Source organism: Mycobacterium sp. MYCO198283 (assembly GCF_021213805.1).
Lineage (GTDB): Bacteria > Actinomycetota > Actinomycetes > Mycobacteriales > Mycobacteriaceae > Mycobacterium.
Genome location: NZ_JAJQJI010000002.1, coordinates 306,627 through 332,061 on the forward strand (window position 1 = coordinate 306,627; position 25,435 = coordinate 332,061).

The window sequence follows — 25,435 nt, forward strand, 5'->3', positions numbered from 1 at the left end:
CCCGCGACGTCACCGATCTCAGAGCGCGGCGACCGCGGTGCGGATGTGGCGCAGGATGGCGGTCGCCGAGATCGGCGCCGGCGCGGGCCCCGGATCGTCGGCCGCCAGCCCCGCGGCGCGGGCGTGGACGAACGCCGCCACCGCGGCCGCCTCGCCCGGCGGCAACCCCGCCGCGAGCAGCGCACCGATGATCCCGGTCAGCACGTCGCCGGAGCCGGCCGTCGCAGCCCACGCCTGCCCGGCCACGTTGAGGTAGGTGACACCGCCCGGTTCGGCGATGACGGTGACGTTGCCCTTGAGCAGCACCGTGGCGCCGAGCCGGTCGGCGAGCGCGCGGGCGGCGCCGACGCGGTCCTCGCCGACGTCGCGGCCGGCCAGCCGGGCGTATTCGCCGGCGTGCGGCGTCAACACCGTCGGCGCCTGCCGCCCGTCCAGCAGCTCGGGGTGCGCGGCCAGGATGGTCAGCCCGTCGGCGTCGACCACCACCGGCAGCTCGGTCTCCAAGGCGAAGATTAGCGCGGCGGCGCCCGCGTCGTCGGTGCCAAGTCCCGGACCGACGGCCCAGGCCTGCACGCGCCCGGCCGAGCGGAAGTCCGGTGTGGCCACCACCTCGGGCCAGTGGGACACCACCTCGGCGGCCGCGCTGCCGGCGAACCGCACCATGCCGGCGGTAGCGGCGACGGCGGCGCCGGTCGCGAGGATCGCCGCACCGGGATAGGCCGTGGAGCCGGCCAGCACGCCGGTGACGCCCTGGCTGTACTTGTCGTCGGTGCGGCCCGGCTTCGGCCACCGCGCGGCGGCGTCGGCGGCCTCGATGCCGCGGAGGTCGCTGGGCGCCAGGTCGAGCCCGATGTCGACCAGCTCGACGCGGCCGCAGTCGCCGAGCGCGTGAACGGGTTTGAGCCCGCCGAACGTGACCGTGAGCGCCGCCTGTACCGACGGGTCGTGCGCCACGCCGGTCGCGACGTCCACGCCGCTGGGAATGTCGACGGCCACCACCGGTGCCGTCGCCACGGCGAACACCTCGGCGGCCGCGGGCCGCAGCGGCCCGGAACCCGACAGGCCCACCACGCCGTCGATCACCAGATCGGTCGCCGCCGGCACGGTGTCGACGACCTTGCCGCCGGCGCGCCGGAACGCCGCCAGCCCGGCGGCGTGCACCCGATCCGGGTTGAGCACGACGGCGCTGGCCGACACCCCGCGGCGACGCAGGAACGTCGCCGCCCAGAGCGCGTCACCGCCGTTGTCCCCGGAGCCGACCACTGCGCACACCCGCCGGCCGGCCAATCCGCCGGTGCGCGACCGCAGTTCGCGGCCGATCGCCGTCGCGAGCCCGTAGGCCGCCCGCCGCATCAGCGCGCCGTCGGGCAGGCTCGCCAGCAGGGGCTCCTCGGCGGCGCGGATGGCGTCGGCGGAGTAGTAGTGCCGCATCGGCTTTAACACTAGCGACGGCCGGCTGGTCGCTATTCGACGGTGACCGACTTCGCGAGGTTGCGGGGCTTGTCGACGTCGTAGCCGCGGGCCTGCGCCACCGACGCGGCGAACACCTGCAGCGGGATCGTCGACAACAGCGGCTGGTACAGCGTCGAGGTCGCCGGGATCTCGAACAGGTAGTCGGCGTAGGGCCGCACGGTGTCGTCGCCCTCTTCGGCGATGACGATGGTGACCGCACCGCGCGCCTGGATCTCGCGGATGTTGGACAGCAGCTTGGCGTGCAGCGTCATCGCGTTCTTCGGCGACGGCATCACGACGATCACCGGCAGGTCGGTGTCGATCAGCGCGATCGGGCCGTGCTTGAGCTCGCCGGCCGCGAACCCCTCGGCGTGCATGTACGCCAGCTCCTTGAGCTTGAGTGCGCCCTCCAGCGCCACTGGGTAGCCGACGTGGCGGCCGAGGAACAGCACCGTCTGCGACCTCGCGAACCGCCGCGCGATCTCGGCGACTGGCTCCATGCCGGCGAGCACGCGTTCCACGAGCGCCGGCATGGCCTCCAGGTCGGCGTACTCGCGGGCCACCTCGTCGGGGTACTTGGTGCCGCGCGCCTGCGCCAACGCCAGGCCGACGAGGTAGTTCGCCGCGATCTGGGCGAGGAACGTCTTCGTCGCGGCGACACCGATCTCCGGCCCGGCGCGGGTGTAGAGCACTGCATCGGCCTCGCGGGGAATCTGGCTACCGTTGGTGTTGCAGATCGCCAGCACCTTGGCCTTCTGCTCCTTGGCGTGCCGCACCGCCTCGAGCGTGTCGGCGGTCTCGCCGGACTGCGAGATGGCGACCACCAGGGTGCTGCGGTCGAGCACGGGGTCGCGGTAGCGGAACTCGCTGGCCAGCTCGACCTCGACGGGCAGCCGCGTCCAGTGCTCGATGGCGTACTTGGCGAGCAGCCCGGAGTGATAGGCCGTGCCGCAGGCCACCACGAACACCTTGTCGACCTCGCGGAGCTCCTGGTCGGAGAGCCGCTGCTCGTCGAGCACGATGCGCCCGTCGACGAAGTGTCCGAGCAGCGTGTCGGAGACGGCCGCGGGCTGCTCGGCGATCTCCTTGAGCATGAAGTAGTCATAGCCGCCCTTCTCGGCGGCCGACAGGTCCCAGTCGATGTGGAACGCGCGGGACGGCGCGTCGGCCCCGGTGAAGTCGGTGACGCGGTAGCCGTCGGCCGTGATGACGACCGCCTGGTCCTGGCCCAGCTCCACGGCGTCGCGGGTGAACTCGATGAACGCCGCGACGTCGGAGCCGACGAACATCTCGCCGTCGCCGACGCCCACGACGAGCGGGGTGGAGCGGCGGGCGGCGACGATGGTGCCCGGGTCGTCGGCGTGGGCGAACACCAGCGTGAAGTGGCCCTCCAGCCGGCGCAGCACGGCCAGCACCGACCCGACGAAGTCGCCGGCCTGCTCGCCGGCGCGGAACTCGCGGGCCACCAGGTGCACGGCGACCTCGGTGTCGGTGTCGCTGGCGAACTCGACGCCGCCGGCCTCCAACTCGTGCCGCAGCGCCGCGAAGTTCTCGATGATGCCGTTGTGGACGACGGCGAACTTGCCGCTCGGGTCGCAGTGCGGATGGGCGTTGCGGTCGGTCGGCGCGCCGTGGGTGGCCCAGCGGGTGTGGCCGACGCCGCTGGTGCCGGCCAGGCTGCCGGCCTGGCAGTCGGCGAGCACGGCGTCGAGGTTGGCGAGCCGGCCCGCCTTGCGCTGTACCGTCAGGCCACCGTGGCCGTCGAGCAGCGCGATGCCGGCCGAGTCGTAGCCGCGGTACTCCATCCGCCGCAGCGCCTCGACCACGACATCGCAGGCCGGCCGTCGTCCCACGTACCCGACGATTCCGCACATAGCTGACCAGGGTACGGCAGCGTGTGGTCCGCCCGTCCCGCGCTGAGGGTGTGGGTTACCGTCGACACATGGCCAAGACGAAGAAGCTCTTCGGCGCCCTGACCCGTCGCGGCCCGCACCGCGTGCTGCGTGGTGACCTGGCCTTTGCCGGTCTGCCGGGGATCGTCTTCACCCCGGCGACCGGCCTCAACCTCCCGGCGGTGGCGTTCGGCCACGACTGGCTCACCCGCGCCGACCGTTACGCCGGCACGCTCGAGCACCTGGCGTCGTGGGGCATCGTCGCGGCGGCCCCCGACACCGAGCGGGGGCTCGCGCCGTCGGTCCTGGACTTCGCGACCGACCTGGGCGCCACCTTGGACATCGTGTCGCGGGTCCGGCTGGGTGCCGGCGAGATCAGCGTGCACCCGAAGAAGCTCGGCGTCGCCGGGCACGGCTTCGGCGGGTCGGCGGCGGTGTTCGCCGCGGCCGGGCTGGGCGGCCGGGCCAAGGCGGTGGCGGCGCTCTTCCCGAGCGTCACAACGCCGCCGGCCGAAGCGCCCGCCGCCACGCTCACCGGCTCGGGCCTGATCCTCAGCTCCCCCGGCGAGCCGATCACGCTGCGATCCAACGCCGTCGAGCTGGCCCGGGCCTGGGACGGCGCGGCGCTGCGGATCAGCAAGAAGGCCAAGGGCGACGGCCTGGTCGAGGGCCGCCGGCTGGCCCGCGCGCTCGGCCTGCCGGGCGCCGACAAGCGCACGCAGAAGTTGGTGCGCGCGCTGCTCACCGGCTACCTGCTGGCCGAGCTCGCCGGCGACAAGACCTATGCGGACTTCGCCGACCCCGAGGCCTCACTGCCCAAGACCCAGCCCGCGGATCCGGCGGCGGATCCGGTGGCGCTGGAGGACAAGGTCGTCGCACTGCTGAAGCCGTGACCCGCCGAGCGGCCAACCAACCGGTTGGGTGTATAACTCGGTGATGCGTACCGGCGTCATGCTCAACTACTCCGGCGGGTTCTTCGAAGGCGTCGAGCAGGTGGTCGCCATGGAACAGGCCGGTGCGGACATCGCGCTCGTGCCGGAGGCGTACTCCTATGACGCCGTGAGCCTGCTCGGCTATCTCGCCGCCAAGACGTCGCGAATCGAGCTCGGGTCGGGCGTCTTCCCGATCTACACCCGCACGCCGTCGCTGCTGGCGATGACGGCGGCCGGCCTCGACTTCGTGTCCGACGGCCGGTTCCGGCTGGGCATCGGCACGTCCGGTCCGCAGGTGATCGAGGGCTTCCACGGCGTGCCGTTCGACGCACCACTGGGCCGCACCCGCGAGGTGGTGGAGATCTGCCGGCAGGTGTGGCGGCGCGAGCGCGTCGTCTTCGACGGCCGCTACTACCAGCTTCCGCTGCCGCCCGATCGCGGCACCGGGCTCGGGAAACCACTGCAGCTGATCAACCATCCGGTGCGCGACCGCATCCCGGTGTCCATCGCGGCGCTGGGGCCCAAGAACGTGACGCTGACCGCCGAGATCGCCGAGGGCTGGCAGCCGATCTTCTTCGATCCCGAGCGCGCCGACGAGGTGTGGGGCGACGCGCTGCGCGCCGGGCTGGCCAAGCGCGATCCGGCTCTGGGGCCGCTGGACGTGATGGTGGGTGTCGCGCTGGGCATCGGGGACGACGTCGACGATCGGCTGGCGTGGGTCAAGCCGCAGCTGGCGCTCTACATCGGCGGCATGGGCGCCAAGGGCAAGAACTTCTACCACGCGCTCGCGACGCGCTACGGCTTCGGCGAGGTGGCCGACCGGATCCAGGAGCTGTTCCTGGCCGGTCGGAAGGCCGAGGCGATCGCGGCCGTGCCCGACGAGCTGGTGCGCAACGTGTCGCTCGTCGGCCCGCGCGGCTATATCGCCGAGCGCGTCGAGGCGTTCGCGGCCGCGGGCGTGACGACGCTGCTGGTCAATCCGCTGGCGGCCGAGCCGCGTGAGCAACTGGCCTACGTCGAGGAGCTGCGCGCGCTGCTCTGAGCGTCGGAGCCGAAGGTCGGCGGCCGGTAGCCGCGCTGCCGGTCCGCCGGCCGCAGCACCGTGCGCTCGCCGGTGTCGGCGGCCGGCGCGCTCGGCGCCGCGGTGTCGATGGCGTCGAGCGTCGATTCGTAGCGCGCCAGGATGTCGGCGAGCCGGGCGTCGGTGTCGCTCACTGTCCGGCCTGCGGCAGCTCGTCGGCGGCGATCTCGCAGGGCGTCGCCGCAGCGTCGGCCGGTGGCGCCGGCGGTGGGCCGGCGGCGTCGGCACCCGGTGGCGGCACGTCGCCGGGTGCGGGCGGCGGTGTCGGGGCGGGCTGGTCGTGGCAAGCATCCTCCTCGGCGGGCTCGGCCCCGGGTTCGCCGCCCGCGGCGTCCGCTGTCGCCTCGTCGTCCGGCTCGTCCGAGCCCTTGCCCTCCGGGTCCTCCGGCTTTCCGTCCGGGTCCTCTGGCGTACCGTCCAACTCCTTGTTCTCCGGGTCGTCCTCCGGGTCCTTGTCGTCGTCCGGCCCGCCATCGTCGTCCGGCCCGCCATCGTCGTCCGGCGCGTCGCCGGCCGCCGCCGGGGCGTCGTCGATGCCCGCCTGCGGATCGCCCGGGCCGCCGTCCGGGTGGCCGAGGCTCGAAGCGCCGGTGCGCGGGTCGTCGCCCAGCCCGGGCAGCCCGCCGCCGGGCGACCCACCGAGCGCCGACGCGGGCGCGGTCAGCAGGCCGCCCAGGGCGTCGCGCAGCTGACCTGCGAAGCCCGACAACCCGCCGAGCGCACCGCCCATGCCGTCGGCGCCGGCCGGAGCCATCGCCGGGGCGGCGGGCAGCGGCGGAGCGGTCATGGCGCCGGCGGGCTGACCGCTTCCGGTCGGCAGCGGCGCCGACATCGGGGCAGCGCCCGGCGGCGCTGCGGCCGGCGACATGGCGACCGCCGGCGCTGCGGCCGGCGACATGGCGGGCGGCGGCGCGGCAGACGCCGCGGGCGCGCCCGATCCGCCGCCGCCCGACGATCCCCCACCGGACCCCGGTGCTGCTGCCGAGGCGCCTCCGGTCGGTGGGGCGGCGGCGTCGCGCGCCGGTGCTGGTCCCAGTTCGCCGGGCACGTCGAACGCGACGGGCGGCCGCGACGTCAGGCCTTGTGTCGTGGCGTCGTACGACTGGCCGACGGTGGACAAGGTCTCGCGCATCACCCGCAGCCAGTCGTTGCGCACGTCGGCGTCGACGTAGGGCTTGATGTGCTGCTCGACGGTCTCGTGCGCAACCTGCTGGTCGCCCGCGCCGGTCAGCACCGAGGTCGCCGCCGCCAGCCAGGCGTTGCGCTCGGCCGCCCGGCGGTCGTCGATGCCGACGACGGCGGTCACCTTGCCGTCGACGATCCGCCACAGCGCGTCGCGCAGCGTCGCCACGGTGTCGGCGGCCCGCCGCACGTTCTCGGTGGTGGCCGCGGCGGCGTCGCAGTGCCGGCGCAGGAACTCGGCCGCGGCGTCGGCGCCGCCGCCCTGCCAGGCCTTCGCGACGGCATCGAGCTGCTCGCGCTGCACCTGCAACGACGCGTCGAGCGCCGTCGCCGCGTCCCGCAGCGCCGCGCAGTCGCCGTCGAGCACGCGAAGGTCCAGGCGGTCCTCGCTGTCGTACCAATCCCGCAGCTGCGCGGGATTGGTGGTCAGGTCGGCGTGCCGGTAGCCGATGCGCTGGCTGGCGGCGACGTAGGTCTGGGTGTGGTCGACGGCCGGGCGCCCCTCGGCGAGGCGCCCCGCGACATCCAGCGCGTCGGCCACCGCTCAGCCCAGCCCGGCGGCGTTGCGGGCGTCGGCGTCGGCGTAGCGCCGGGCACCGCTGCGCAGGGCGGCGGCCACTTCCGCACTGGCGCGCGACCAGGCGGCCACCTCACCGGTCAGGTGCTGCAGCGCGTTGCGCAGCGCGTCGCCCTTGGCGACGTACATCCGGCCCGCGCAGGCGCCGTCGAAACCGAGCTTCTGCAGTGGGCCGCTGAGCACGGCCTCGACGTCGGCGGCTGAGCGCTCGAATCGGTCAGCGGCGGCCTGCAGGCCGGCGACGTCCACGCGGGCGGTCGGTGGGTTCCCCATGGTGGGTGGGACGCGACCGGTCCCGCGACGGTTCCGTCAGCGCTGGGCGCTGACCGAGTTGGCGACGCGCACCGCGAGCTGGCGGGCGGTGTCCTCGTCGGCGGCCTCGACCATGACGCGCACCAGCTGCTCGGTTCCCGACGGCCGCAGCAGGATCCGGCCGGTGTCGCCGAGTTCGCGTTGGGCGGTCTCGACCGCTTCGCGCACCGACGGCGCCCGCGCAACCGTCGCCTTGTCGGCCACCTCGACGTTGATGAGCACCTGGGGCAGGGTCGTCATCGCGGACGCGAGGTGTGCCAGCGGCAGGCCGGTCTGCGCCATCCGCGACATCAGCCGCAGCCCGGTGACGATGCCGTCGCCGGTGGTGCCCAGCGCGGGCAGCACGATGTGGCCGGACTGCTCGCCGCCGAGGGTGTACTCGCCGGCGCGCAGCTCTTCGAGCACGTAGCGGTCGCCGACGGCGGTGGTGCGGACGGTGATCCCGGCGGCGCTCATGGCGTGGTGCAGGCCGAGGTTGCTCATGACGGTCGCCACCACGGTGTTCGACGCCAGCTCGCCCGCCTCCTGCATGGCTTGCGCGAGCACCACCAGGATGGCGTCGCCGTCGACGATCCGGCCGTCGGCGTCGACGGCCAGGCAGCGGTCGGCGTCCCCGTCGTGCGCCAGCCCGAGGTCGGCGCCGTGCGCGCGGACGGCCGCCTGCAGGCCCGCCATGTGAGTGGACCCGCAGCGGTCGTTGATGTTGCGGCCGTCGGGGTCGGCGTTCAACGCGATGACCCGCGCGCCCGCGGCCGCGTAGGCGCGGGGCGCCGCAGTCGACGCCGCGCCGTGGGCACAGTCCACCACGACGGTCAGCGCGTCGAGCGGGGCGGTGACGGCCTTGGCGATGTGGCGGAGATAGCGGTCGAGCGCGTCGTCGGCGTCGACCACGCGGCCGATGGCGGCGCCGGTCGGCCGGCTGCCGGGACCGCGCGCCAGCAGTTCTTCGATGCGGTCCTCGGTGGCGTCGTCGAGCTTGTGCCCGCCCGCGCCGAAGATCTTGATGCCGTTGTCGGGCATCGGGTTGTGGGACGCCGAGATCATGACGCCGAAGTCGGCGTCGTAGGCGGACGTCAGGTAGGCCACCGCGGGCGTGGGCAGCACCCCGACGCGGAGGGTGTCGACACCTTCGCTGGTGAGCCCGGCGATGACGGCGGCTTCGAGCATCTCGCCGCTGGCCCGCGGATCACGGCCGACGACGGCCACCCGGCGCCGACCGGGCGTCGCGGTGCCCAGCCGCGCGGTGGCGGAGCCCAGCGCGAGCGCGAGTTCCGCGGTGAGCTCCCGGTTGGCGACCCCACGCACCCCGTCGGTGCCGAACAGTCGACCCATGCCGACAAACCTCCCCCACTGCGCCCGGGCAGAAAACAGTGTCCACGGCGGCGGGCGGTGTGGGGCACCGCCACGCCGCCGCGGAGCACTCCGATCAGCGCTTGCTGTACTGCGGCGCCTTGCGGGCCTTCTTCAGGCCGTACTTCTTGCGCTCGATGGCACGCGGGTCGCGGGTGAGGAACCCGGCCTTCTTCAGCGCGGGGCGATCGTCGGGGTTGACCAGGATGAGCGCCCGGGCGATCGCGAGCCGCAGCGCGCCGGCCTGCCCGGACGGGCCGCCGCCGTCGAGGTGGGCGTAGACGTCGAACTGGTCCAGCCGGTCGACCGTGACGAACGGCGCCTTGATGAGCTGCTGGTGGACCTTGTTCGGGAAGTAGTTCTCCAGCGTGCGGCCGTCCAGGTGGAACTGGCCGGTGCCGGGCACCAGGCGGACGCGGACGACGGCCTCCTTGCGGCGGCCGACGGTCTGGATGGGGCGGTCGACGACGTAGGCGTCCGGGTTGGCCGGCTCGTCGGCGTAGACGGTCTCGGCCGGTTCGAAGGTGTCGGTCACTGGGCCACCTGCTTGATCTCGTAGGCCACCGGCTGCTGCGCGGCGTGCGGATGATCCGGCCCGACGTAGACCCGGAGGTTCTTCTGGATCTGCCGGCCGAGGCGGTTCTTCGGCAGCATGCCGACGATCGCCTTCTCCACCACGCGGTCGGCGTGGCGGGCCATCTCGTCACCCACCGAGCGGGCCCGCAGGCCGCCGGGATAACCCGAGTGGCGGTAGATGAACTTCTTCTGCAGCTTGTCGCCACCGATGGCGACCTTGTCGGCGTTGACGACGATGACGAAGTCACCGCCGTCGACGTTGGGGGTGAACGTCGGCTTGTGCTTGCCGCGGAGCAGTTTGGCTGCTTCGACGGCGAGCCGGCCGAGCACGACGTCCGTGGCGTCGATGACGTGCCACGTCCGCGTGGTGTCACCCGCCTTCGGCGTGTATGTGGGCACAGCGACTACCTTCTTGCTTCTCGGATGGATCCCGGGGACCGGGTGCCGGTCAAGACGTGGTCTCGCCGGATCCCGGCGACCGACGGTGACCCGGAACCGGCATACGTCGACGCACGCCGACGGCCGACTTTACCGGCGGACGTCCGCGCAGGTCAAAACGCGTCCGGCCGGTGAAACCGTTCGCGCTTCTTCGCCTTGAGCCGCAGGGCCATCACCGCCTCGCCGCCGAACTGGAATCCGAGCTGGCTCTGGTACGCCGCGCACATCGCGATCCGGGCCTCGAGGAGCGCGGCGTCGAGGTTGACGACGACGTCGGCGTCGGCCGGCGCGTCCGACGTGCGGTCGGAGTACGGCCAGTCCTCCCAGAGCAGCAGCCGCCCGTCGGGGACCACCCGTTGCAGCGCCTCGCGGACCACCAGGTGGTCCACGTGCCCGCCGATGCCCAGCGGGCCGAGCACCAGGTCGGCGGTGGCGACCAGCCGGGACAGGACGGGCACCAGGTGCTCGACCGCGTCGTCCCCGGGCAGCCGGTCGCCGAAGAGCTCGGGCGCGCCGCCGTACCCGCGGTGCGGCGCCTCGAGGAACTGCAGGTGTTCGACGTCGGCGTCGATGACGGCCCACGCGCGCTCGTCCTCGGCCCGCCGCAGCGCCATGTAGTCGACGTCGGGCCCGAGGCCCTTGTCGAGCTGGCAGGCCAGCGCGAAGCCCCGCGGCTGCTCGACGTTGCCGGTGAAGCAGGTGACGACGGTGACGCGGTCGCCGAGCCGGGCGTGGCGGGCCAGGGTGCCGCCGGCGGAGAACGCGGCGTCGTCGAGGTGTGGCGACACGGCCATGACGTGCATGGCGGTCACAGCAGGTGCGGTTCGGCGCGGAACCGGCACGGCGCGACGGGCAGGTCCTCGGCGACGGCGGCGCCGACGGGCCGGGACCGCACCTGGTCGTAGACCCCCCTGATCTGCCGGCCGACGGCGGTCCAGCTGTACACCCGGCGGCATTCGGCCAGCGCGGCGTCGGCGAGCTTGTCGCGCAGGCCCGCGTCGGTGACCAGCCGGGACAGCGCACCGGCCAGCGCGGGCACGTCGCCGGGCTCGGTGAGCAGGCCGTTCTCCCCGTCGCGCAGGCAGTCGACGACACCGACCGACCGGCAGGCGGCGACGGCGTGCCGGCTCGCCATCGCCTCGAGGATGGTGTTCGAGAACCCCTCGGCGTAGGTGGGCGACACGAACACGTCGTGCGCGCGGTAGAGGTCGGGGACGGCGTCGTAGTCGGCATAGCCGGTGAACGTCACCCGGTCGCCGAGCTGCAGTTCGGCGGCCAGCGCGTGGGCGGCCGCGACGTCGGGGCCGATGCCGGAGACCGTCGCCACCCACTCCCCCGCCACGGCCGGCAGCGCCCGCAGCATGTCCAGCACGCCTTTGCGGCGGTCGACGCGGCCGTGGTAGAGCAGCCGCACCGGGCCCTCGGCCGGCGGGCCCGGGGTGAAGCGGGTGGTGTCGACGGCGCCCGGCACGATCGTGAACCGCTCGACGGGCGTGCCGAGCCGGTCGCGGACCTCCTCGGCGAAGCTGCGGCCGCCGATGAGCAGCGCGTCGGCGCCGTCGAGCACCCGGACCATCGCCAACCTGTGCGTCTCGCAGCACGACCCCACCCAGTGCCCGTCGCCGCCCTGGACGGACACCACGCACGGCACGCCCAGCCGCCGGGCGGCGATCAGCGTGGCCCAGCCGGTCGGGTAGCCGTACTGCGCGTGCAGCACGTCGAACGGCCGGTGCCGGTGCTCGGCCGCGATCGTGGCGGCCATGGTCTCGACGTCGCGTTCGAAGTCGCCGCCGTCCTGCTCACCCACCGCCTCCAAGCCGATCACCTTTACGCCGGGCACCGGCGGCGGCGGTCCGCCGCCGTAGACGGCGCGGCGGGCGGGGTCGCCGTAGAACTGGCTGATCATGGTGACGTCGTGGCCGGCCGCGACCAGCTCGCGGAGCAGGTTGATCGCGTAGATCGACATGCCGGAGATCGCCGGGAAGAAGCGCCGCGAGACGAAGCAGACCCTCATCGCTGCGCCGCCTTGAGGTAGTCGATCGCCTCGGGGATCGCCTGGTGCGCCCGCGGACTCTCCCGCGACAGCTCGACGCACACCAGGCCCCGCCACTCGACGTCGCGCAGCGCCGCCAGCACCGCGGGAACGTCCATGTCGCCCTCACCGAACGGCAGGTGGGTGTGGTCGCCGCGGCGCATGTCCTCGATCGCGACGCTGCCGAGCGCCCCGGCGCAGCGGCGGACGGCGTCGTGCGGTGAGACGTCCTGGGTGACCAGGCAGTGACCGGTGTCGAGCGCCAGCCGCAGGCTCGGGTGCCGCGCGGCGAGGCGTTCGTAGTCGCCGACGGTCTCGACGAGCATGCCGGGTTCCGGCTCGAAACTCACCGACACGCCCGCGCTGTCGGCGTACGCGCACACCTGCGCGAGCCCGGCGTCGAGCCAGCCGAACGCGGCGTCGCGGTCGACGCCCGGTTTGGGCACGCCCGCCCAGCAGCTGACGGTCTCGGAGCCCAGCACCGCCGCGACGTCGACCGCGCGGCGCAGGAAGTCGACGCGACGGGCGCGACCGGCCGGCTCGGCGCTGACGAGCGTCGGCTGGTGCTTGTCGCGCGGATCGAGCAGGTACCGCGCGCCGGTCTCGACGACGCTGCCCAGCGACAGCGAATCCAGCAGCGCCGCAACGCGTTCCGCCTCCCGCCGCCAACCGTCGGCCAGCGGGTCGAGGTGGTGGTGATCGAGGGTGAGCGCGACGCCGTCGTAGCCGGCGTCGGCGATCAGCCGGATCGCGTCGTCGAGCCGGTGGTTCGCGGCGCCGTTGGTGTTGTAGGCGTAGCGCACGTTACGCAGCCGCCCGGGTGTGGAACAGCATCTCGTGGGCGCCGGGCTCCCGGTAGAGCGGATAGAGCGCGCCCACCTTCGCGTCGACGGCCGCGGTGTCGAGCAGCGGCACCCCGCCGAGCCGGTCGTAGGCCTCCGGCGGCAGCCGCACCGGGCGCCGGGTGTCGGAGGGTTCGCCCATGCGGATCAGCGGGCTGTCCGCGGCGATCAGCTTGGCGGTGTTGCGCTCCCCGATCCGGTGGTAGCTCATGGTCTCCACCTCCAGGCCGGGCACGATCACCCGCACGGCGTGCATGGCGCTGCCCGGCGCGGTGAAGTCGACGATCAACGGGTCCAGGCCGGCGGCGCGGAGGCGGCGGGCCGCCTCGTGCCCCTTCTCGACCGGCGAGCGCACCGTGCTCGCCGGCAGGGTGCCGAAGGATCGCGACGAGCGCACCGCGAACACCGGGTCGGCGAACAGGTCGCGCAGCCCGTTGCCGTCGAGGGCGAGCCAGCGCCGGAACGCCTCGACCTGCCGTGGCTCGGTGGCCCGCGCGGCCCGGTCGCAGCACACCCGCGCCCGTTCCCAGTAGCCGGGCGGCATCACCGTCGCGACGAGCTCCAGCGGACCGAACACGAACGCCTTGCGCGCCCGGGCGTGGGCGTACTCCAGCACGGCCTTGCGCAGCGCCGCCCCGCGGTCGAGGTCGGCGGCCTCCCCAGCGCCGGTCATCGCGATCGGGATCCGCAGCCCGGCCGGGTCGTAGTCGGCGCCGACGACGTAGAGGTTGGCGAAGCCGAACTCGTCGGTGGCGAACTTGGGCAGCAGGTCGATCCCGGCGGCGGCGATCCGGTCCGCCACGGCGCCGACCTGCGGCGGCAGCCCGCCGTCGTCGAACGTGAGCCGGACACCGGCGTCCATGGCGCGGAACACCAGGCCGTTGCCGTCGCGCTGCAGACATTCGAAGATGCCGTGCGCCGCCGCCCAGGACCGGGACGGTCCGGCGCCCAGACCGTTGGTGATCAAGGTGGTGAACGGCCGGTAGCCGGGCGGGAGGTGGTCGGCGGTCAGCGCCGCGACGTCGACCGGCACGAGCACGGGTTCGCCGGTGAACCAGCGCGCCGCGGTGACCCACCGCAGCGGCGTGTCGCGGTCGACGGCCGACCCGGCGGGCAGGCACAGCGTCAGCGGGTCGACGACGCCGTCCCCGCCGCGCTCCCGCGCGAGGTCGGTGTAGCTGCCCGACACCTGCGGCAGCGCAGCAAAACCCAGGCGCGCGCGCACCTCCTCGTGCACCTCCGCGGTGGCGGCGATCATCGCCTGCTCGGGCTCGGCGCCGTACCCGGTGCCCTGCTGCATGTCGCAGCCGGCCGCGGCCGGGTCGTGCGGGAAGAACGCGGCCTTCCACGCCGGCACGCCGGTCACGTCGAGCGGGCTCATGTCGAAGAAGAACCAGTCGCCGGGCGGCAGTGCGTCGATGTAGGCGGCGACGACGTCGGGCACGGGATGGTCGGAGACGATCACCGCAGCGCCTCCAGCGCGACGGCGCGGACGGCCGGCGGGTGCGCCAGCTGGTCGTCGAGCGCGGCGAGTGCGAGGTCGCGGCCGATTTCGGGCGCGTACTCGAACGGGGTGAGCACGGCGTCGAAGTCGAGCGGCGCGATCACGTCGCGGTAGCGCCGGATCTCGTTGTGCGTCAGCGGGATCTCCTTGTGGAACGCCTTGTGGCTGCTGATGGCGGAGCTGCGGCCGTGCTCGTCCTGGTCGATCTTGAACATGTCGCCGCAGAACAGTCGCCGGCCGGGCGCATCGTGCAGCGCCGCGTGGCCCTCGTAGTGGCCGCCGGTGTGGTGCAGCGTGTAGCCGGGCGCCAGTTCGAGCACGTCGTCGTAGGGCCGCGTGACCCGGAACGCCTTGGTCATCCGCAGGTCGTCGCGGTGGATGGCGACGACGGGCGGGTCGAATGCGCGCTGCAGCTGCCACAGCGCGCCGTAGGCGTGGGCGTGGCTGGCGGCCAACACCGCCACACCACCGAGATCGGCGATGGCGGAAAGCATCTCGTCGCAGTAGTACGGCGCGGCCTCGAACGCGATGTTGCCCTCGGGCCGGGTGATCAGCCAGCCGGTGCCGCCGAGACCCAGCGACGGCTGCGTGGTGCAGGCGTAGAGGTTCTCGGCGACCTGCCGCACCTCGCCGGTGTGGCCGGCGCGCACCTGCTCCTCGGGCAGGAAACACCAGCCGTCGGCGGGCAGGTCGTTGCGCACGTCGGTACACACCGGGCAGTCCGGCGGCGCGAAGTGGTGTTGCCAGAAACCGCAGTGCGCGCAGGCGAAATGGCTCAACGGCATGCGCACGCCTCCTTGTAGGCTCGGTCGAACAGGCGCATCAGGTCGAGGTCGCGGGTGATCGAGAAGTCGTGCGGCTCACCGGCGGCCGCCCGCTGGAACGCGGCGGCCTGTGCGGTGAACGGGGAAGCGTCGCCGAAGCCGATCAGGTCGGCGCCGTCGTCGCGGGTCAGCGTGAGCGTGCCGCCGGCGGTTTGGCCCATGGTGTCGACGGCGGTCAGCAGCCCCGATTCACCGAGCACCTCGAGCCGGCGCCGGGGCAGCTGCTCGCAGCAGTTGTAGGCGACGTGGCTGCTCACCAGCACCCCGGTGGTGGTGCGCCCGGACAGCACGCCGCCGTCGTCGACGGGGTAGGAGTGCAGGCGCTGCTGGACGTCGATGTGCAATCGCTGCAACGGTTGTCCGACGAGCAGCTGCGTGAGGTCAAGGCCGTGCAGCGCCAGGTCGATGACGGCGCCGCCGCCGGCCGCCGTCGGGTCGACCCGCCAGTTCGGGCGCTCGGAGCCGTCCGCCGACCACTGCGCACCGACCCAGCACGCGTAGACGATCCGCACGGCGAGTGGGCGCCCGACGGCGCCGTCGGCGATCAGCTCGGCGAGCCGGCGGTGCGCCGGATGGTGGCGCTGGTCGAAGGCGGTGCCGTACAACACGTTCGCGTCGGTCACCGCGGCGGCGATGGCCTCGGCGTCGGCGAGCGTGGCGGCCATCGGCTTCTCGCACAGCACCGGCACGCCCGCCGCGCAGGCGGCCAGCACCGGCGGCAAGTGGGCGTTGTTCGGGGTGGCGACGTAGAGCAGGTCGACGTCGCCGCGCGCGAGCATCGCGCCCGCGTCGTCGTAGGCGGCGATCCCGGCCGCCTCCGCCGCGGCCCGGGCGCGTGGCGACGGGTCGGCGACGGCGACGAGCGTGCCGCCGGCGGCCGCGATCGCCGGCGCCATGTAGTCGCGGGCCACCCAGCCGAACCCGGCGATCCCCCAGCGTGTGCCCGCCATCGTCACCACCGCTCCGGGAGGTCGACGAGACGGCGGCTGCGGACCGGGTCGAACGCCACGTCCTGCCATGGGCTCGTGGCGTACTCCTCGCGGTAGCGCGCCGACGGCCAGCGCACGGTGTCGCCGTCGAGCAGCGGGTGCGGCTGTAGGTGGGCGTCGGCGGGCGGCTCGGCGACTCCGCCGGCGACCGCGCGCGCCGGCCCGGCGGGTTCGACGAGCGACCACGCCTCGATCGCCGGGTCCTCGGCCCAGCCGACGGGCTGCGGCGTGCCGGCGTCGAGCAGCGCGTCGAGCAGGGTCCGCTCGTCGTACACCGCGGCGGCCGGGAAGAGCGCCGCCCACTCGGCGGCCGATCGTGCCGGCCCCTTCGCCCCGCCCGCGTAGCCGGCGTTGTGGACGTGGCTGACCGCGAGCGTGCCGCCGGGTGCGACGGCGTCGCGCAACCGCGCCGCGACCTCGTCCTGCCGGGGCAGGAAGTAGAACGCGTCATGGCACTGGACGAGGTCGAAGCGCGCGTCGCCGATCGGCCACCGCAGGGCGGCGTCGAACACCAGGTAGTCGGCGTCGGGCGCCACCCAGTGCCGCGCCACCCAGCACTTGGCGAACACCACGTCGGCGCCGGTGCAGCGAACCCCGCGCCGCGACAGTTCCCGCACGAAATGACCGATGCCGCAGGCCAATTCGAACGCCGTGTCCGGCGCCTGCCAGTGCGCCTGCAGCAGCGCCAGCGCGCCGAGATAGGTGGGATCGCCCCAGCGGTAGGTGAAATAGTCGGCGACCGGGCCCAGCTGCAGCAGCGCCAGCGCCTCCCGCAGCGTCAGCGACGCCCGCTCGGCGACCAGGCGCCGCAGCGCGGCGGGCTCGGCGGTCGGGCCGGTCCACCAGTCGTCCTGGTCGGCGAGCAACGCGACGAGCGCGTCGTCGGACCGGCCGGCGTCCAGGTGCGCCAGCGCCGTCGCGACCAGGTCGTCGCGCCCGCCCCGCAGGTAGGGGATGCCGTCGACCACCGGCCAGCGGCCGCCCGCGCCGTCGGCGAGCGAGTGCGGGGTGTCGGACCGCAACGGTTCGCCGGTGGCGGGCGAGACGAGCATGCTCACGCCAGGCCGGTATCCGCCAGGATGCGGTCGTGGAACGCCTTGACGGGTCCGTCGTGGACGAGCCCGTAGGTGTCGAGCACATCGGTCATGGTCACCGACGCGGTCCGCAGGTGCTGCTGGATCTCCAGCACCCGGTCGAGCACGTCGCCGACGTGGAACGCGCGGGCTTCGGCGGTGGCGTCGCCGCCGATCGGGGCGAGCGCGGTGCGGATCTGGTCTGCGAGCGCCGGGTCGAGCTGGGCCAGCGCGTGGTCGCGGGCGCGGCTCACGACGCCGTCGAGCGTGCCGCCGAGCAGGATCTCGCCGCTGAACCCGGAGTCGGGCATCGCCGCGTTGTGCAGGTGGTGGGCCAGCGACGCCACGAACACCGGCGTCGGATCGGCGTGGTACCACGGCGCGACCAGCACGCCGTACACCGCGACCAGCAGGCAGTGTTCGGCGTGGTTCTCGAACGGCGCCAACATGATCCGCGGCCGGCCCGGGCTGGTGACCCCGGCGCGTGGCTGCCGGGCCAGCGCGTCGACGAACGGCGGTGTCGTGCCCGATGCCGGCGCGCCATCGGGCAGCGCGCTCCGGAGCCGGCCGGCGAGCCCACCGTCGATGTCGCCGGTCACCTCGTCGAAGGCGTCCTGCAGGACGGCCTCGGCGTCGTCGCGGAGCCCGAGCGTGCGCAGGGTGCGCAGGTCGAGCCCGCCGAGCCGGGCGGCGGCGAGCGCCGCGGCGACGGTGCGTGCCATCACGTCGGTGTGCGGTTCGCCGCGGACGATGCCGGCCCACGCGTCGCGGAACAACCGCTCGGCGAGGGACCCGTCGCGGTCGGCGGTGCGGATCCGCTTGAGGTCTCCCAGTTCGCGGAACAGCGGGAGCACCGCCGGCGTCAGCTGGTGCGCCGGCGCGGCGACACCGGTCACCGCGCCGCCAACCACGCGTCCAGCGTCGCCTGCTGGGCGAAGAACTCGTGCTCGGGCTGGCCGCCGCGGGTCTGCGGGGACTTGAAGAACACGCCGAGCTGCTCCTGCACGCCGCCCTCGCCGCGCTGCTGCGCCAGTGTCAGGCAGCGCGCGATCTCGATCGCCAGCGGCGCGGCGAGCACCGAGTCCTTGCACAGGAAGTTCAGCTTGAGCTGCATCTTCTGGCCGAGGAAGCCGGTGAAGTCGACGTTGTCCCAGGCTTCCTTGTCGTCGCCGCGCGGTCGGTAGTAGTGGATCATCACGATGTGGTCCTCGACCGGATAGCCGAGCAGCTGGTCGAGCACGGAGAGCTTCGTGCCGACCTTGCTCTCCAGCGACTTCGGGTCGTCGAGCGCGAGCCCGTCGGAGTTGCCCAGGATGTTGGTGGAGAACCAGCCGTCGACGTGCAGTGCCCGATCCCGCAGCGCGGGGGCGATGACGGTCTTGAGCAGCGTCTGCCCGGTCTTGCCGTCCTTGCCCGCCACCGGCACGTTGCGCTGCGCGGCGAGGTCGGCGAGCGGCTTAACGTCCGCCGCCACCGACGGCGTGAAGTTGGCGTACGGCGTGTCCTGCGAGATCGCCGCGTAGGCGTACATCATCGCGGGGCTGATCGCGGGGTCGTCGCTGTCGAGTCCGCGCTCGAAGGCGGCCACCGATTGCAGCGCCTCGGCGTCGGCGTCGGCCTTGCGCTCGGTGGAGGCGAGGTTGAGCACGACCATCCGATCGAGGTTGTTGCCGCGCTTGAAGCCCGCGAGGTCGGCCTGGATGCGTTCGACGGCGGCGCGGTGCCCATCGGCGGCGATCTTGTTGGCGCCCTCGATGTTGGCGCAGAAGTCGCGGCTGCCGACCGCCGCCCACGGCCGCATCTCGTGCAGCGCCGACGCGCCGTCCTTGAGCTGGGTTTCGCCGATGACGCCGTGGCGCATGGCGGCGGTCGCCAGGTCGTCGGGGCTCAAGTCCCAGCCCGCGAAGACGATGTCGCGGTAATCCGGCAGCCCGTCGACCTGCTTGTCGGCCAGCGGAAGCCCCGACAGGTCGCTGGAGCCTTTGCGGATCATCTCGATCCCTGCCACCGCTGTGGTCGCGACCGCACCGCCGAGGCCGATCACCGCCACTCCCAGCCGTTCGGACATATCTTCGGCACCCCTCGTCGCGCGCTCGGTTCAACCGACCTCTGCCGGTCCCCGGCTGAATAACCGCGCGACCGCGGTTCACGCGCTGCGGCTCATGTCCGAATTCTTACGCCCGCCGCCGTGGTTGCGTCCGCTGCAGACAGAACTGTGCGGTCCCGAAGGCTCCCCTCCTATCGGGACCGCACAGGGTCTCTGCTGCGCCGGCGCGGGCTACCCCCAGGCGCCCGCGGCGCGGCGGTCGGTGGCCGCCACCTCGTCGGAGCCGTCGCGCACGGCGTTGCCGAGGCGGAACAGGATGTCGTTGAGCGCGGCGGCCGCGGAGTCCCAGCTGGCCTGCTGGGCGCGGTAGGCCTCGGCGGCTTCGCGGGTCCACACCTGCTGTAGCGGCGCGATCTGCGACCGCAGGTCCTCCAGCGCGCCGTTGAGCCGGGCGGAGGTGGCGTGGATGTCCTGACGGACGGTGAACTCGATTTCGTCGAAGTTGTACGACAGCACGGGGTCCATGAAGTGCTCCTGATTCGGTTTCGGTGGTCAGATGCCGGAGGCGACGGAACCGAGCTGCTGCGAGTGCGCCTCGGCGGCCGCGGCGAGGGCCCGCTCGTTGCTGCGGATGGTTTCGGCGATGCCCTGCAGCGCCTGGTGGAGCTTCAGCGATTCGGTGTTCCAGCGGTCGACGACGCCGCGGAAGGCGGTGGCGGCGGCGCCGCCCCACACCGTGGCGGGCACGCTGGTCATGCGGCCGATGAAGCTGTGCAGCATGGCCCGGATTTCCTCGTTGCGCGCCTCGGCCTGGCCGGCCACGTGGCGCATGAGCTCGAAGTCGGTGGTGAGTGTGTTCGATGCGGCGGCACTGCCGCCGGCCGGTGTGGTCATGGCTCCCCCTGATCGGTTGTGAACTACTGGGTTGGACTGCGCACCAACCGATTCGGTTCCGCTCAGCTGCGCGGCAGCGCCCGGGCGGACGCGACGGCGCGCGTGCAGGCCGATTCGATCGCCCGCTCCTGCCCCGCGGCGCTCTGGCAGCCGATGCCGATCCGCACCGGCCCGTCGACGAACACCAGCCACTGCACCGTGCGGCTGGGTCGCACTTCGCGGTAGGAGATGACGTCGCGGTCGCCGCGTCGGTCGTCAAAGCGGTAGTCGAGGAAGGTGCCGGGCGCCGTGTCGATCGCGGTCTGCAGCGCGGCGGACACATCGCCCAGATCGTCGCCCGGCGGCAGCGGCGCCTGGGTGAGGTGGAGCGCGGTCTGTCGATCCGCCGGCGAGGTCACCTGCACCCGCGCCGATCCGGTACCGCCGGTGATGCGCTCGACGGTCCAGTCGACGGGGATCTCGACCGCGACCCGCCCCTCGACGAACAGGGCGGTGGGCATCGGTGCCGGCGGGGTGCGCTGAGCAATCGCGAGGAACGGCGCGCCCACGAGGGCTGCGGCCGCCAGCGCGGCGATCACCACGAGCCGCCGCCTCGGCCACTGCGTGGCAGTGCCGACGAACTGCCGCTTCACCGGCGCGTCCGCCGGCGGGACCGCGAACAACCGGTCGTCGCCGACCGTGGTCGCGCACCGGCCACGCTCGCGCAGGCGCGCGCCGATCATCGTCGCCAGCACGGTGGCGCCGGGCACCTCGTCGGGGCAGTCGATGCCCACCGCGCCGCGAACGTGGCGGGCCGCCACCTTGACGACCGCGTCCGCGACGTCGGCGGGCGGGGCGTCCCGGCTGACCAGGTCGAGGACCGTCGGTTCCGGCGCGACCGTGCAGATGCACACCGCGTCCGGCCCGATCTCGACGATCAGCGCCGCAGCCGGTTCCGCGAGCAGTTCCGCGCGGCGGTGCACGGTCACGTCCGCGGTCAGCTGCCGGGCGACGGCGGCGACCGTCTCGCACCGAGCGGCGGGCCATGCCGTCGGGAAGACGAGTGCCACGCCGCCGGTGATGCCGCGCAGGGCGCCCGCGAAGATGCCGTGCCACAGCGCCTCGACCGCAATCGGCTCGTCGTCGAGCAGCACCACGTCGTCGTCGACTCCGGTCAGCGCGGCGTCGACCACCTCGGCGTCGAGTCGGTCGCACTCCCCCGCACCGGCCCGCCGGACGCAGACGGCACTCGGTCCGACGGCGATCACGGCCCGCCACGTCGTCGCCGCGGTCATTCGGGGCTCCAGGCGACCTGGAGCACCTGTTCGCCACCGCGGCGGGTGACCAGGGTGCCCCGTCCCGGCGGCAGGACGGCCGGTCGCACGCCGCCGATCAGCACGCCCTCGTCGGCGCCACCGCTCATCATGAGCCCGGCGCAGCCGACTTCGCGGAGCCGCCCCAAGAGCGGATCGAACATGGCGCGGGCGGCACCGCCGGTGCGCCGAGCGACCACCAGGTGCAGGCCCACGTCGCGGGCCTGCGGCACGAACTCCAGCAGCGGCAGCAGCGGATTGCCACCGGCGGTGGCGACCAGGTCGTAATCGTCGACGACGACGTAGATCTCCGGTCCGCTCCACCAGCTCCGGTCACGTAGCTGCGCCTGCGTGACGTCGGCGCCGGGAAGCCGCGAGCGCAGTTCCGACGTCAGCGCGGTGACGTGTGACTCGAGGGCGGTCGCGGACATCGCGTAGCCGAAGAGGTGGTCGGTCTCGACGACGCCGAGCAGCGTGCGCCGGTAGTCCACGACCAGCACGCGCGCCGCGCCGGACGCGTCGTGGCACAACGACCTGCACACCGTGCGGAGCACCGCTGTCTTGCCGCAGCCGTTGTCGCCGAGGATCAGCAGATGGGACTGCTCGGTGAAATCGAGCCAGACCGGCGCGAGGTCGCCCTCTGCCAGACCCAGCGCCAGCCGAACCGCCGAGCCCTCGCCCGCCGGCGCGGCGAACTCGACGACCTCCGGGAGCAGGCGCACCGGTGGCGCCGCCTCGTCGCCGTGCCGGGCGCGCAAACCGTCGGCGGCCTCCCCGAGCGCTGCTGCGAGATCCGCCGCGTCCGCGCGGCCGTCCAGGCGTGGCAGCGCGACCTGCAACTGTTCGCCCGCAGGGGTGATCCCGCGCCCGGGCCGATCGGCGGGCACCAGCGCGGCGGCCTTGCGGTCGAGCTCGGAGTCGGCGCTGTCGGCCAGCCGCAGCTCGATGCGGGTACCGAGCTGATCCTTGACGGCTGCCCGCAGCTCGGCCCACCGCGACGCCGCGATCACCACGTGGATGCCGTAGGACAGCCCGCGGGCGGCGAGGTCGGTGATCGTCGCTTCGAGCGATTCGTGCTCCTGGCGGATGGCTGACCAGCCGTCCACGACGAGGAAGGCGTCGCCGGACCGCTCCCCCGCGACGGCGGGGTCGCCCGCGGCGCAGCGGCGCCGGAACTCGGCCATGGAATCGATCCCGAGCTCGCGGAAGCGGTCCTCGCGGGCGCGCAGCAGCATCGTCATGTCGGCGACCGTGCGCCGCACCAGGTCGGGTTGCCCGCGGCCCGCCACGGCGCCCACGTGCGGCAGCCCGGCGAGCGCCGCGAGCGATCCGCCCCCGAAGTCCAGGCAGTAGCACTGCACGTCGGCGGGGCGGTGGCAGCTCGCGAGCGCCAGGACGAGCGTCCGCAGCGTCGTCGACTTGCCGGCCTGCGGCGCGCCGACGACGGCCACGTTGCCGGCCGCGCCGCCGAGCTCGACCAGCAGCGGATCGCGGCGCTGGTCATACGGCCGGTCGATCACGCCGACGGGCACCGCGAGCGGGCCCGCGTGCTCGAGCAGGCGGTCCAGCGGCGGGGATTCGGCCAGCGGCGGCAGCCACACGCGGTGCGCGTCGGGACCGTGCCCGGTCAGGCAGCCGACGACGGCGTCGAGCACGGTCCGGTTGCCGGCGTCCGGCGCCGCGGCCGACGGCGACGCGGCCGACGGCGACGCGGCGGCCATGCTGACGCTGCCGACGGGGGCGGCGCAGAACCGCGTCACGCGCGGGCGGGCCGGCGCCGTCGTGGTCGCCCGGGCGGCCGGCGCGGCGTAGGTGCCCGAGACGTAGGCCGCCTGGAAGCGAGTCAGCTCACCCGACGGGGTGCGGAGGTAGGCGGCGCCCGGGTTGCCGGGCAGGGTGTGCGCGTCGGGCACACCGAGCACCGTGCGGGATTCGTTGGCGGAGAACGTCTTGAGGCAGATGCGGTAGGACAGGTGCGACTCCAGGCCCCGCAGCCGGCCCTCGTCGAGGCGCTGGCTCGCCAGCAACAGGTGGATCCGCAGCGACCGGCCGAGCCGCCCGATCGCCACGAACAGCTCGGCGAACTCGGGGTGCTGGGTGAGCATCTCGGAGAACTCGTCGACCACGATGAACAGCGCCGGCAGCGGCGGCAGCGCGCGACCTGCGGACCGTGCGCGGTCGTAGTCGGCGACGCCCGCGCAGCCGGCCGCGCGCAGCACCTCCTGGCGACGGTTCAGCTCCCCCGCCAGCGCGTCCCGCATGCGGGCCACCAGCGGCGCCTCGTCGGCGAGGTTGGTGATGACCGCCGACACGTGCGGCAGCCGGTCGAACCCGAGAAACGTTGCGCCGCCCTTGAAGTCGACCAGGATGAGGTTCAGGGTGGCGGGCGAATGGTTGGCCACCAGGCCGAGCGTCAGGGTGCGCAGGAACTCCGACTTACCCGTTACGCAATAAGTGCACAGTTTCGGCTTGTGGCCGCCCAGCACGCTGGCAGGCGCGCCGGGAGGCTTGAGCGGCAGGGCGACCGAGGCTAGCGTGGCGTTTGCTGAGCAGCCCGCAGCGGGCCGCCACCCACCGGAAGGAAACCCACAGTGAGCAGCAACTACACGACCCCCGCGTGCAGCGGCCACGCAGCGCCAAAGAGTTCGCCACGGCACACCGTCAAGCGACGGGCCGCGTCCACGCCGGAACCCGCCGCCACTACCGGGGCAGCCCGGCGGGCCTGGCACCAGCCGGTGCAGCTGGCGTTCGAGCAGTGGCGGGATGACGCCAACCAGTGGCGGGCACGCGGCGGCGGGCGCTACGTCTACCGCATCACCCGCACAGGCGACCGTGAGTACCACGCGGCGCAGAAGGGAGGCAGCGCCTTCACGCCAGTGGGAGGCGTGTGCACCACCAGGGCGCAAGCCGAGGACCTGGCGCAGCGGTACGAGAACGGCGCGCCGCAGCTGAGCCACCGGCAATACCGGGACCTGCCCTACAGGGAGGCTGTGGCGAAGCTGGAGGAGTGACGCCCCAGCGGCCCGCCGCTCACCCCCTGCCTACATCACCCCGGCCTGCGCGCCGGGGTGATGTGCTTTCAGCTGCCGGTGAGGTCCTCTGGGCTGCCGCCCAGCTGGCGCAGCGCGTCCATGGCCGCCGGGTTGTCGAGCGTCTCGCGCCGGGGCTTGCCGATGGGGTTGGGGCGCTTGGCGTGCAGCGCGCGGTCCCACGCCTCATCAGCGCTAACCTCCCGCTGCTCCTCGGCGCGCATGGCCCGCGCCAGCGCGTCGTCATCGCTCATCCTGCGCCCGCGCCGCCGCACCGGCTGGGGTGGCCTCTGCACAGGCTGGGGTGGTTGTCGCCGCGCAGCTGCGGCGATCACGTCTTCCTCGAACGCCGTGCAGTCGCAGTCGGCAGGTTCGCACCTGCCGAGGTTTTTGCCGTCGTCAGTGTCCCGGTGGAAGCCCTGGGGGTGGCCGCACGTGCAGGGGTGTTCGGCTGACAGCCAGATTTGGAGCATCTTGGCGTTGGCCGCCCCTTCACGCTTGTGGTGTCCTGCCCAGGGGCTACGTTTCGGCATTCGGCTAACTTCCGTCGCGGATGTTTCTACGGGGTGGGGGCGCAGTTAGACCTGGCCGGTACACCGCCAGCAACTATGGTGCCTCACCCACCGCTCGATTCGGGCGGCGCCACGCCGGGACTGCCCAGCGCGCTTAGCAGACGGCTTACCGCCCGCGCGCCCCGGGGGTCCCCGGCACAGGCGGCCCGGTACGCGGCAGCGAAGGCTGCCGCCACGGCAGCCTGGTCCAGCCCGGCGGCCAGCTGGCGCCGCACCGCCTTGACGACACCGCGCAGGGAGAGGTCCAGGCCGGGCTGCGCCGCCATGGCGCGGTAGCTGTGGCCCGCCAGGTACAGCCGCAGCAGCTGCGCATCACGGGCCGCCCGCGCCGCGTCGTCGTAGAGCCTCGGCATCGCGCCCTCCCTCTGGTACACACCCAGAACCGACTGCGCGCCGGGTGTTCACTTTGGTGGTAAACGCCCAGCCGCTCCGACTGACGCCGTAGCCGGGCGAATCCGGCCAGATCACGGCTGTTCTAGGCCCCGCCAGCGGCCTCCCAGCTGACCCCGCCAGGCCGGTGTTGCGCGTTCACCATGGCGGGGGGA

The 25,435-nt window shown here is 73.5% G+C and carries 24 protein-coding genes and 2 pseudogenes; 3 read left to right on the top strand and 23 right to left on the bottom strand.

Annotated features, from left to right (window positions below; genetic code table 11):
- Positions 1–18: 18 nt before the first annotated feature.
- Both LV457_RS05640 and glmS read right to left on the bottom strand, forming a co-directional pair.
- Entirely contained in the window at positions 19–1,431 is a 1,413-nt protein-coding gene (locus tag LV457_RS05640; protein ID WP_232169572.1) for an NAD(P)H-hydrate dehydratase, read from the bottom strand.
- 32 nt (positions 1,432–1,463) lie between these two features.
- Positions 1,464–3,326, bottom strand: a complete 1,863-nt coding sequence (gene glmS, locus LV457_RS05645) for a glutamine--fructose-6-phosphate transaminase (isomerizing) (protein ID WP_232169574.1) — start codon at positions 3,324–3,326, stop codon at positions 1,464–1,466.
- A gap of 68 nt (positions 3,327–3,394) precedes the next feature.
- Between glmS and LV457_RS05650 the strand changes: the two genes are divergently transcribed.
- Positions 3,395–4,237 (top strand): dienelactone hydrolase family protein, encoded by an 843-nt coding sequence (locus tag LV457_RS05650; RefSeq protein WP_232169576.1) that lies wholly within the window; start codon positions 3,395–3,397, stop codon positions 4,235–4,237.
- A 43-nt stretch (positions 4,238–4,280) separates the two neighbouring features.
- Positions 4,281–5,318 carry an LLM class F420-dependent oxidoreductase gene (locus LV457_RS05655; RefSeq protein WP_232169579.1) on the top strand — a complete coding sequence of 346 codons (1,038 nt, stop codon included), beginning with the start codon at positions 4,281–4,283 and terminating at the stop codon, positions 5,316–5,318.
- Here the strand turns inward: LV457_RS05655 and LV457_RS05660 are convergent.
- The 19 genes and pseudogenes from LV457_RS05660 to eccCb all read right to left on the bottom strand — a co-directional run.
- A complete protein-coding gene (locus LV457_RS05660) occupies positions 5,288–5,491 on the bottom strand; it encodes a hypothetical protein (RefSeq protein ID WP_232169581.1) in 204 nt (67 codons plus the stop codon). The genes LV457_RS05655 and LV457_RS05660 overlap by 31 nt on opposite strands.
- A complete protein-coding gene (locus tag LV457_RS05665; protein WP_232169583.1) occupies positions 5,488–7,080 on the bottom strand; it encodes a hypothetical protein in 1,593 nt (530 codons plus the stop codon). The genes LV457_RS05660 and LV457_RS05665 overlap by 4 nt, the downstream gene beginning before the upstream one ends.
- Positions 7,081–7,083: 3 nt before the next feature.
- Positions 7,084–7,389 (bottom strand): type VII secretion target, encoded by a 306-nt coding sequence (locus tag LV457_RS05670; protein WP_232169586.1) that lies wholly within the window; start codon positions 7,387–7,389, stop codon positions 7,084–7,086.
- 36 nt (positions 7,390–7,425) lie between these two features.
- Entirely contained in the window at positions 7,426–8,760 is a 1,335-nt protein-coding gene (gene glmM, locus LV457_RS05675; RefSeq protein ID WP_232169588.1) for a phosphoglucosamine mutase, read from the bottom strand.
- Between the two features lie 94 nt (positions 8,761–8,854).
- Positions 8,855–9,291, bottom strand: a pseudogene (gene rpsI / locus LV457_RS05680) (30S ribosomal protein S9); the annotation flags it as partial.
- 18 nt (positions 9,292–9,309) lie between these two features.
- Positions 9,310–9,753, bottom strand: a complete 444-nt coding sequence (gene rplM / locus LV457_RS05685) for a 50S ribosomal protein L13 (RefSeq protein WP_232169592.1) — start codon at positions 9,751–9,753, stop codon at positions 9,310–9,312.
- A gap of 152 nt (positions 9,754–9,905) precedes the next feature.
- Positions 9,906–10,586 (bottom strand): PIG-L deacetylase family protein, encoded by a 681-nt coding sequence (locus LV457_RS05690; protein ID WP_232169594.1) that lies wholly within the window; start codon positions 10,584–10,586, stop codon positions 9,906–9,908.
- Positions 10,587–10,600: 14 nt separating this feature from the next.
- On the bottom strand, positions 10,601–11,806 hold the full coding sequence (locus LV457_RS05695) for a glycosyltransferase family 4 protein (protein ID WP_232169596.1): 1,206 nt from the start codon (positions 11,804–11,806) through the stop codon (positions 10,601–10,603).
- Positions 11,803–12,627: a sugar phosphate isomerase/epimerase gene (locus LV457_RS05700; protein WP_232169598.1), complete on the bottom strand. Its 825-nt coding sequence runs from the start codon at positions 12,625–12,627 to the stop codon at positions 11,803–11,805. Before LV457_RS05700 ends, LV457_RS05695 begins: the two co-directional genes overlap by 4 nt.
- A gap of 1 nt (position 12,628) precedes the next feature.
- Positions 12,629–14,131 (bottom strand): YcaO-like family protein, encoded by a 1,503-nt coding sequence (locus LV457_RS05705; protein ID WP_232169599.1) that lies wholly within the window; start codon positions 14,129–14,131, stop codon positions 12,629–12,631.
- The gene (locus LV457_RS05710; RefSeq protein WP_232169600.1) at positions 14,128–14,955 is read right to left on the bottom strand and encodes an MBL fold metallo-hydrolase; all 828 of its coding nucleotides are present in this window, start codon (positions 14,953–14,955) and stop codon (positions 14,128–14,130) included. The genes LV457_RS05705 and LV457_RS05710 overlap by 4 nt, the downstream gene beginning before the upstream one ends.
- Positions 14,946–15,944, bottom strand: coding sequence for a Gfo/Idh/MocA family protein (locus LV457_RS05715; protein WP_232169601.1), 999 nt, complete (start codon positions 15,942–15,944; stop codon positions 14,946–14,948). Before LV457_RS05715 ends, LV457_RS05710 begins: the two co-directional genes overlap by 10 nt.
- Positions 15,945–15,946: 2 nt before the next feature.
- Entirely contained in the window at positions 15,947–17,035 is a 1,089-nt protein-coding gene (locus LV457_RS05720; protein WP_232169979.1) for a bifunctional 2-polyprenyl-6-hydroxyphenol methylase/3-demethylubiquinol 3-O-methyltransferase UbiG, read from the bottom strand.
- A gap of 2 nt (positions 17,036–17,037) precedes the next feature.
- Positions 17,038–17,967, bottom strand: a complete 930-nt coding sequence (locus LV457_RS05725) for a hypothetical protein (RefSeq protein ID WP_232169602.1) — start codon at positions 17,965–17,967, stop codon at positions 17,038–17,040.
- Positions 17,949–19,124: an inositol-3-phosphate synthase gene (locus LV457_RS05730; protein WP_232169603.1), complete on the bottom strand. Its 1,176-nt coding sequence runs from the start codon at positions 19,122–19,124 to the stop codon at positions 17,949–17,951. The genes LV457_RS05725 and LV457_RS05730 overlap by 19 nt, the downstream gene beginning before the upstream one ends.
- A gap of 210 nt (positions 19,125–19,334) precedes the next feature.
- Positions 19,335–19,628, bottom strand: coding sequence for a WXG100 family type VII secretion target (locus LV457_RS05735; RefSeq protein WP_232169604.1), 294 nt, complete (start codon positions 19,626–19,628; stop codon positions 19,335–19,337).
- Positions 19,629–19,655: 27 nt separating this feature from the next.
- Positions 19,656–19,997: a WXG100 family type VII secretion target gene (locus LV457_RS05740; RefSeq protein ID WP_232169606.1), complete on the bottom strand. Its 342-nt coding sequence runs from the start codon at positions 19,995–19,997 to the stop codon at positions 19,656–19,658.
- 62 nt (positions 19,998–20,059) lie between these two features.
- Complete coding sequence (locus tag LV457_RS05745; protein ID WP_232169608.1) at positions 20,060–21,271, bottom strand: type VII secretion-associated protein; 1,212 nt, start codon at positions 21,269–21,271, stop codon at positions 20,060–20,062.
- Positions 21,268–23,733: pseudogene (eccCb, locus tag LV457_RS05750) on the bottom strand (type VII secretion protein EccCb); the annotation flags it as partial. The gene LV457_RS05745 and the pseudogene eccCb, both read right to left, overlap by 4 nt.
- Before the next feature lie 147 nt (positions 23,734–23,880).
- Here eccCb and LV457_RS05755 point away from each other — a divergent pair.
- The gene (locus LV457_RS05755; protein WP_232169611.1) at positions 23,881–24,300 is read left to right on the top strand and encodes a hypothetical protein; all 420 of its coding nucleotides are present in this window, start codon (positions 23,881–23,883) and stop codon (positions 24,298–24,300) included.
- A gap of 68 nt (positions 24,301–24,368) precedes the next feature.
- On the opposite strand, the gene LV457_RS05760 is transcribed toward LV457_RS05755, so the two are convergent.
- Both LV457_RS05760 and LV457_RS05765 read right to left on the bottom strand, forming a co-directional pair.
- A complete protein-coding gene (locus LV457_RS05760) occupies positions 24,369–24,572 on the bottom strand; it encodes a hypothetical protein (RefSeq protein WP_232169612.1) in 204 nt (67 codons plus the stop codon).
- A gap of 362 nt (positions 24,573–24,934) precedes the next feature.
- Positions 24,935–25,243: a hypothetical protein gene (locus LV457_RS05765; RefSeq protein WP_232169614.1), complete on the bottom strand. Its 309-nt coding sequence runs from the start codon at positions 25,241–25,243 to the stop codon at positions 24,935–24,937.
- Positions 25,244–25,435: the final 192 nt, after the last annotated feature.

What these genes read in the sequence shown, in the direction of transcription:
- LV457_RS05720 (WP_232169979.1), bottom strand. Translation starts at nt 17,035, where the DNA reads ATGCTCGTCTCGCCCGCCACCGGCGAACCGTTGCGGTCCGACACCCCG.
- glmM (WP_232169588.1), bottom strand. Translation starts at nt 8,760, where the DNA reads ATGGGTCGACTGTTCGGCACCGACGGGGTGCGTGGGGTCGCCAACCGG.
- LV457_RS05710 (WP_232169600.1), bottom strand. Translation starts at nt 14,955, where the DNA reads ATGCCGTTGAGCCATTTCGCCTGCGCGCACTGCGGTTTCTGGCAACAC.
- LV457_RS05715 (WP_232169601.1), bottom strand. Translation starts at nt 15,944, where the DNA reads ATGGCGGGCACACGCTGGGGGATCGCCGGGTTCGGCTGGGTGGCCCGC.
- LV457_RS05640 (WP_232169572.1), bottom strand. Translation starts at nt 1,431, where the DNA reads ATGCGGCACTACTACTCCGCCGACGCCATCCGCGCCGCCGAGGAGCCC.
- LV457_RS05650 (WP_232169576.1), top strand. Translation starts at nt 3,395, where the DNA reads ATGGCCAAGACGAAGAAGCTCTTCGGCGCCCTGACCCGTCGCGGCCCG.
- LV457_RS05695 (WP_232169596.1), bottom strand. Translation starts at nt 11,806, where the DNA reads ATGAGGGTCTGCTTCGTCTCGCGGCGCTTCTTCCCGGCGATCTCCGGC.
- LV457_RS05740 (WP_232169606.1), bottom strand. Translation starts at nt 19,997, where the DNA reads ATGACCACACCGGCCGGCGGCAGTGCCGCCGCATCGAACACACTCACC.
- LV457_RS05730 (WP_232169603.1), bottom strand. Translation starts at nt 19,124, where the DNA reads ATGTCCGAACGGCTGGGAGTGGCGGTGATCGGCCTCGGCGGTGCGGTC.
- LV457_RS05655 (WP_232169579.1), top strand. Translation starts at nt 4,281, where the DNA reads ATGCGTACCGGCGTCATGCTCAACTACTCCGGCGGGTTCTTCGAAGGC.
- glmS (WP_232169574.1), bottom strand. Translation starts at nt 3,326, where the DNA reads ATGTGCGGAATCGTCGGGTACGTGGGACGACGGCCGGCCTGCGATGTC.
- LV457_RS05760 (WP_232169612.1), bottom strand. Translation starts at nt 24,572, where the DNA reads ATGAGCGATGACGACGCGCTGGCGCGGGCCATGCGCGCCGAGGAGCAG.
- LV457_RS05765 (WP_232169614.1), bottom strand. Translation starts at nt 25,243, where the DNA reads ATGCCGAGGCTCTACGACGACGCGGCGCGGGCGGCCCGTGATGCGCAG.
- LV457_RS05670 (WP_232169586.1), bottom strand. Translation starts at nt 7,389, where the DNA reads ATGGGGAACCCACCGACCGCCCGCGTGGACGTCGCCGGCCTGCAGGCC.
- LV457_RS05745 (WP_232169608.1), bottom strand. Translation starts at nt 21,271, where the DNA reads ATGACCGCGGCGACGACGTGGCGGGCCGTGATCGCCGTCGGACCGAGT.
- LV457_RS05690 (WP_232169594.1), bottom strand. Translation starts at nt 10,586, where the DNA reads ATGGCCGTGTCGCCACACCTCGACGACGCCGCGTTCTCCGCCGGCGGC.
- LV457_RS05735 (WP_232169604.1), bottom strand. Translation starts at nt 19,628, where the DNA reads ATGGACCCCGTGCTGTCGTACAACTTCGACGAAATCGAGTTCACCGTC.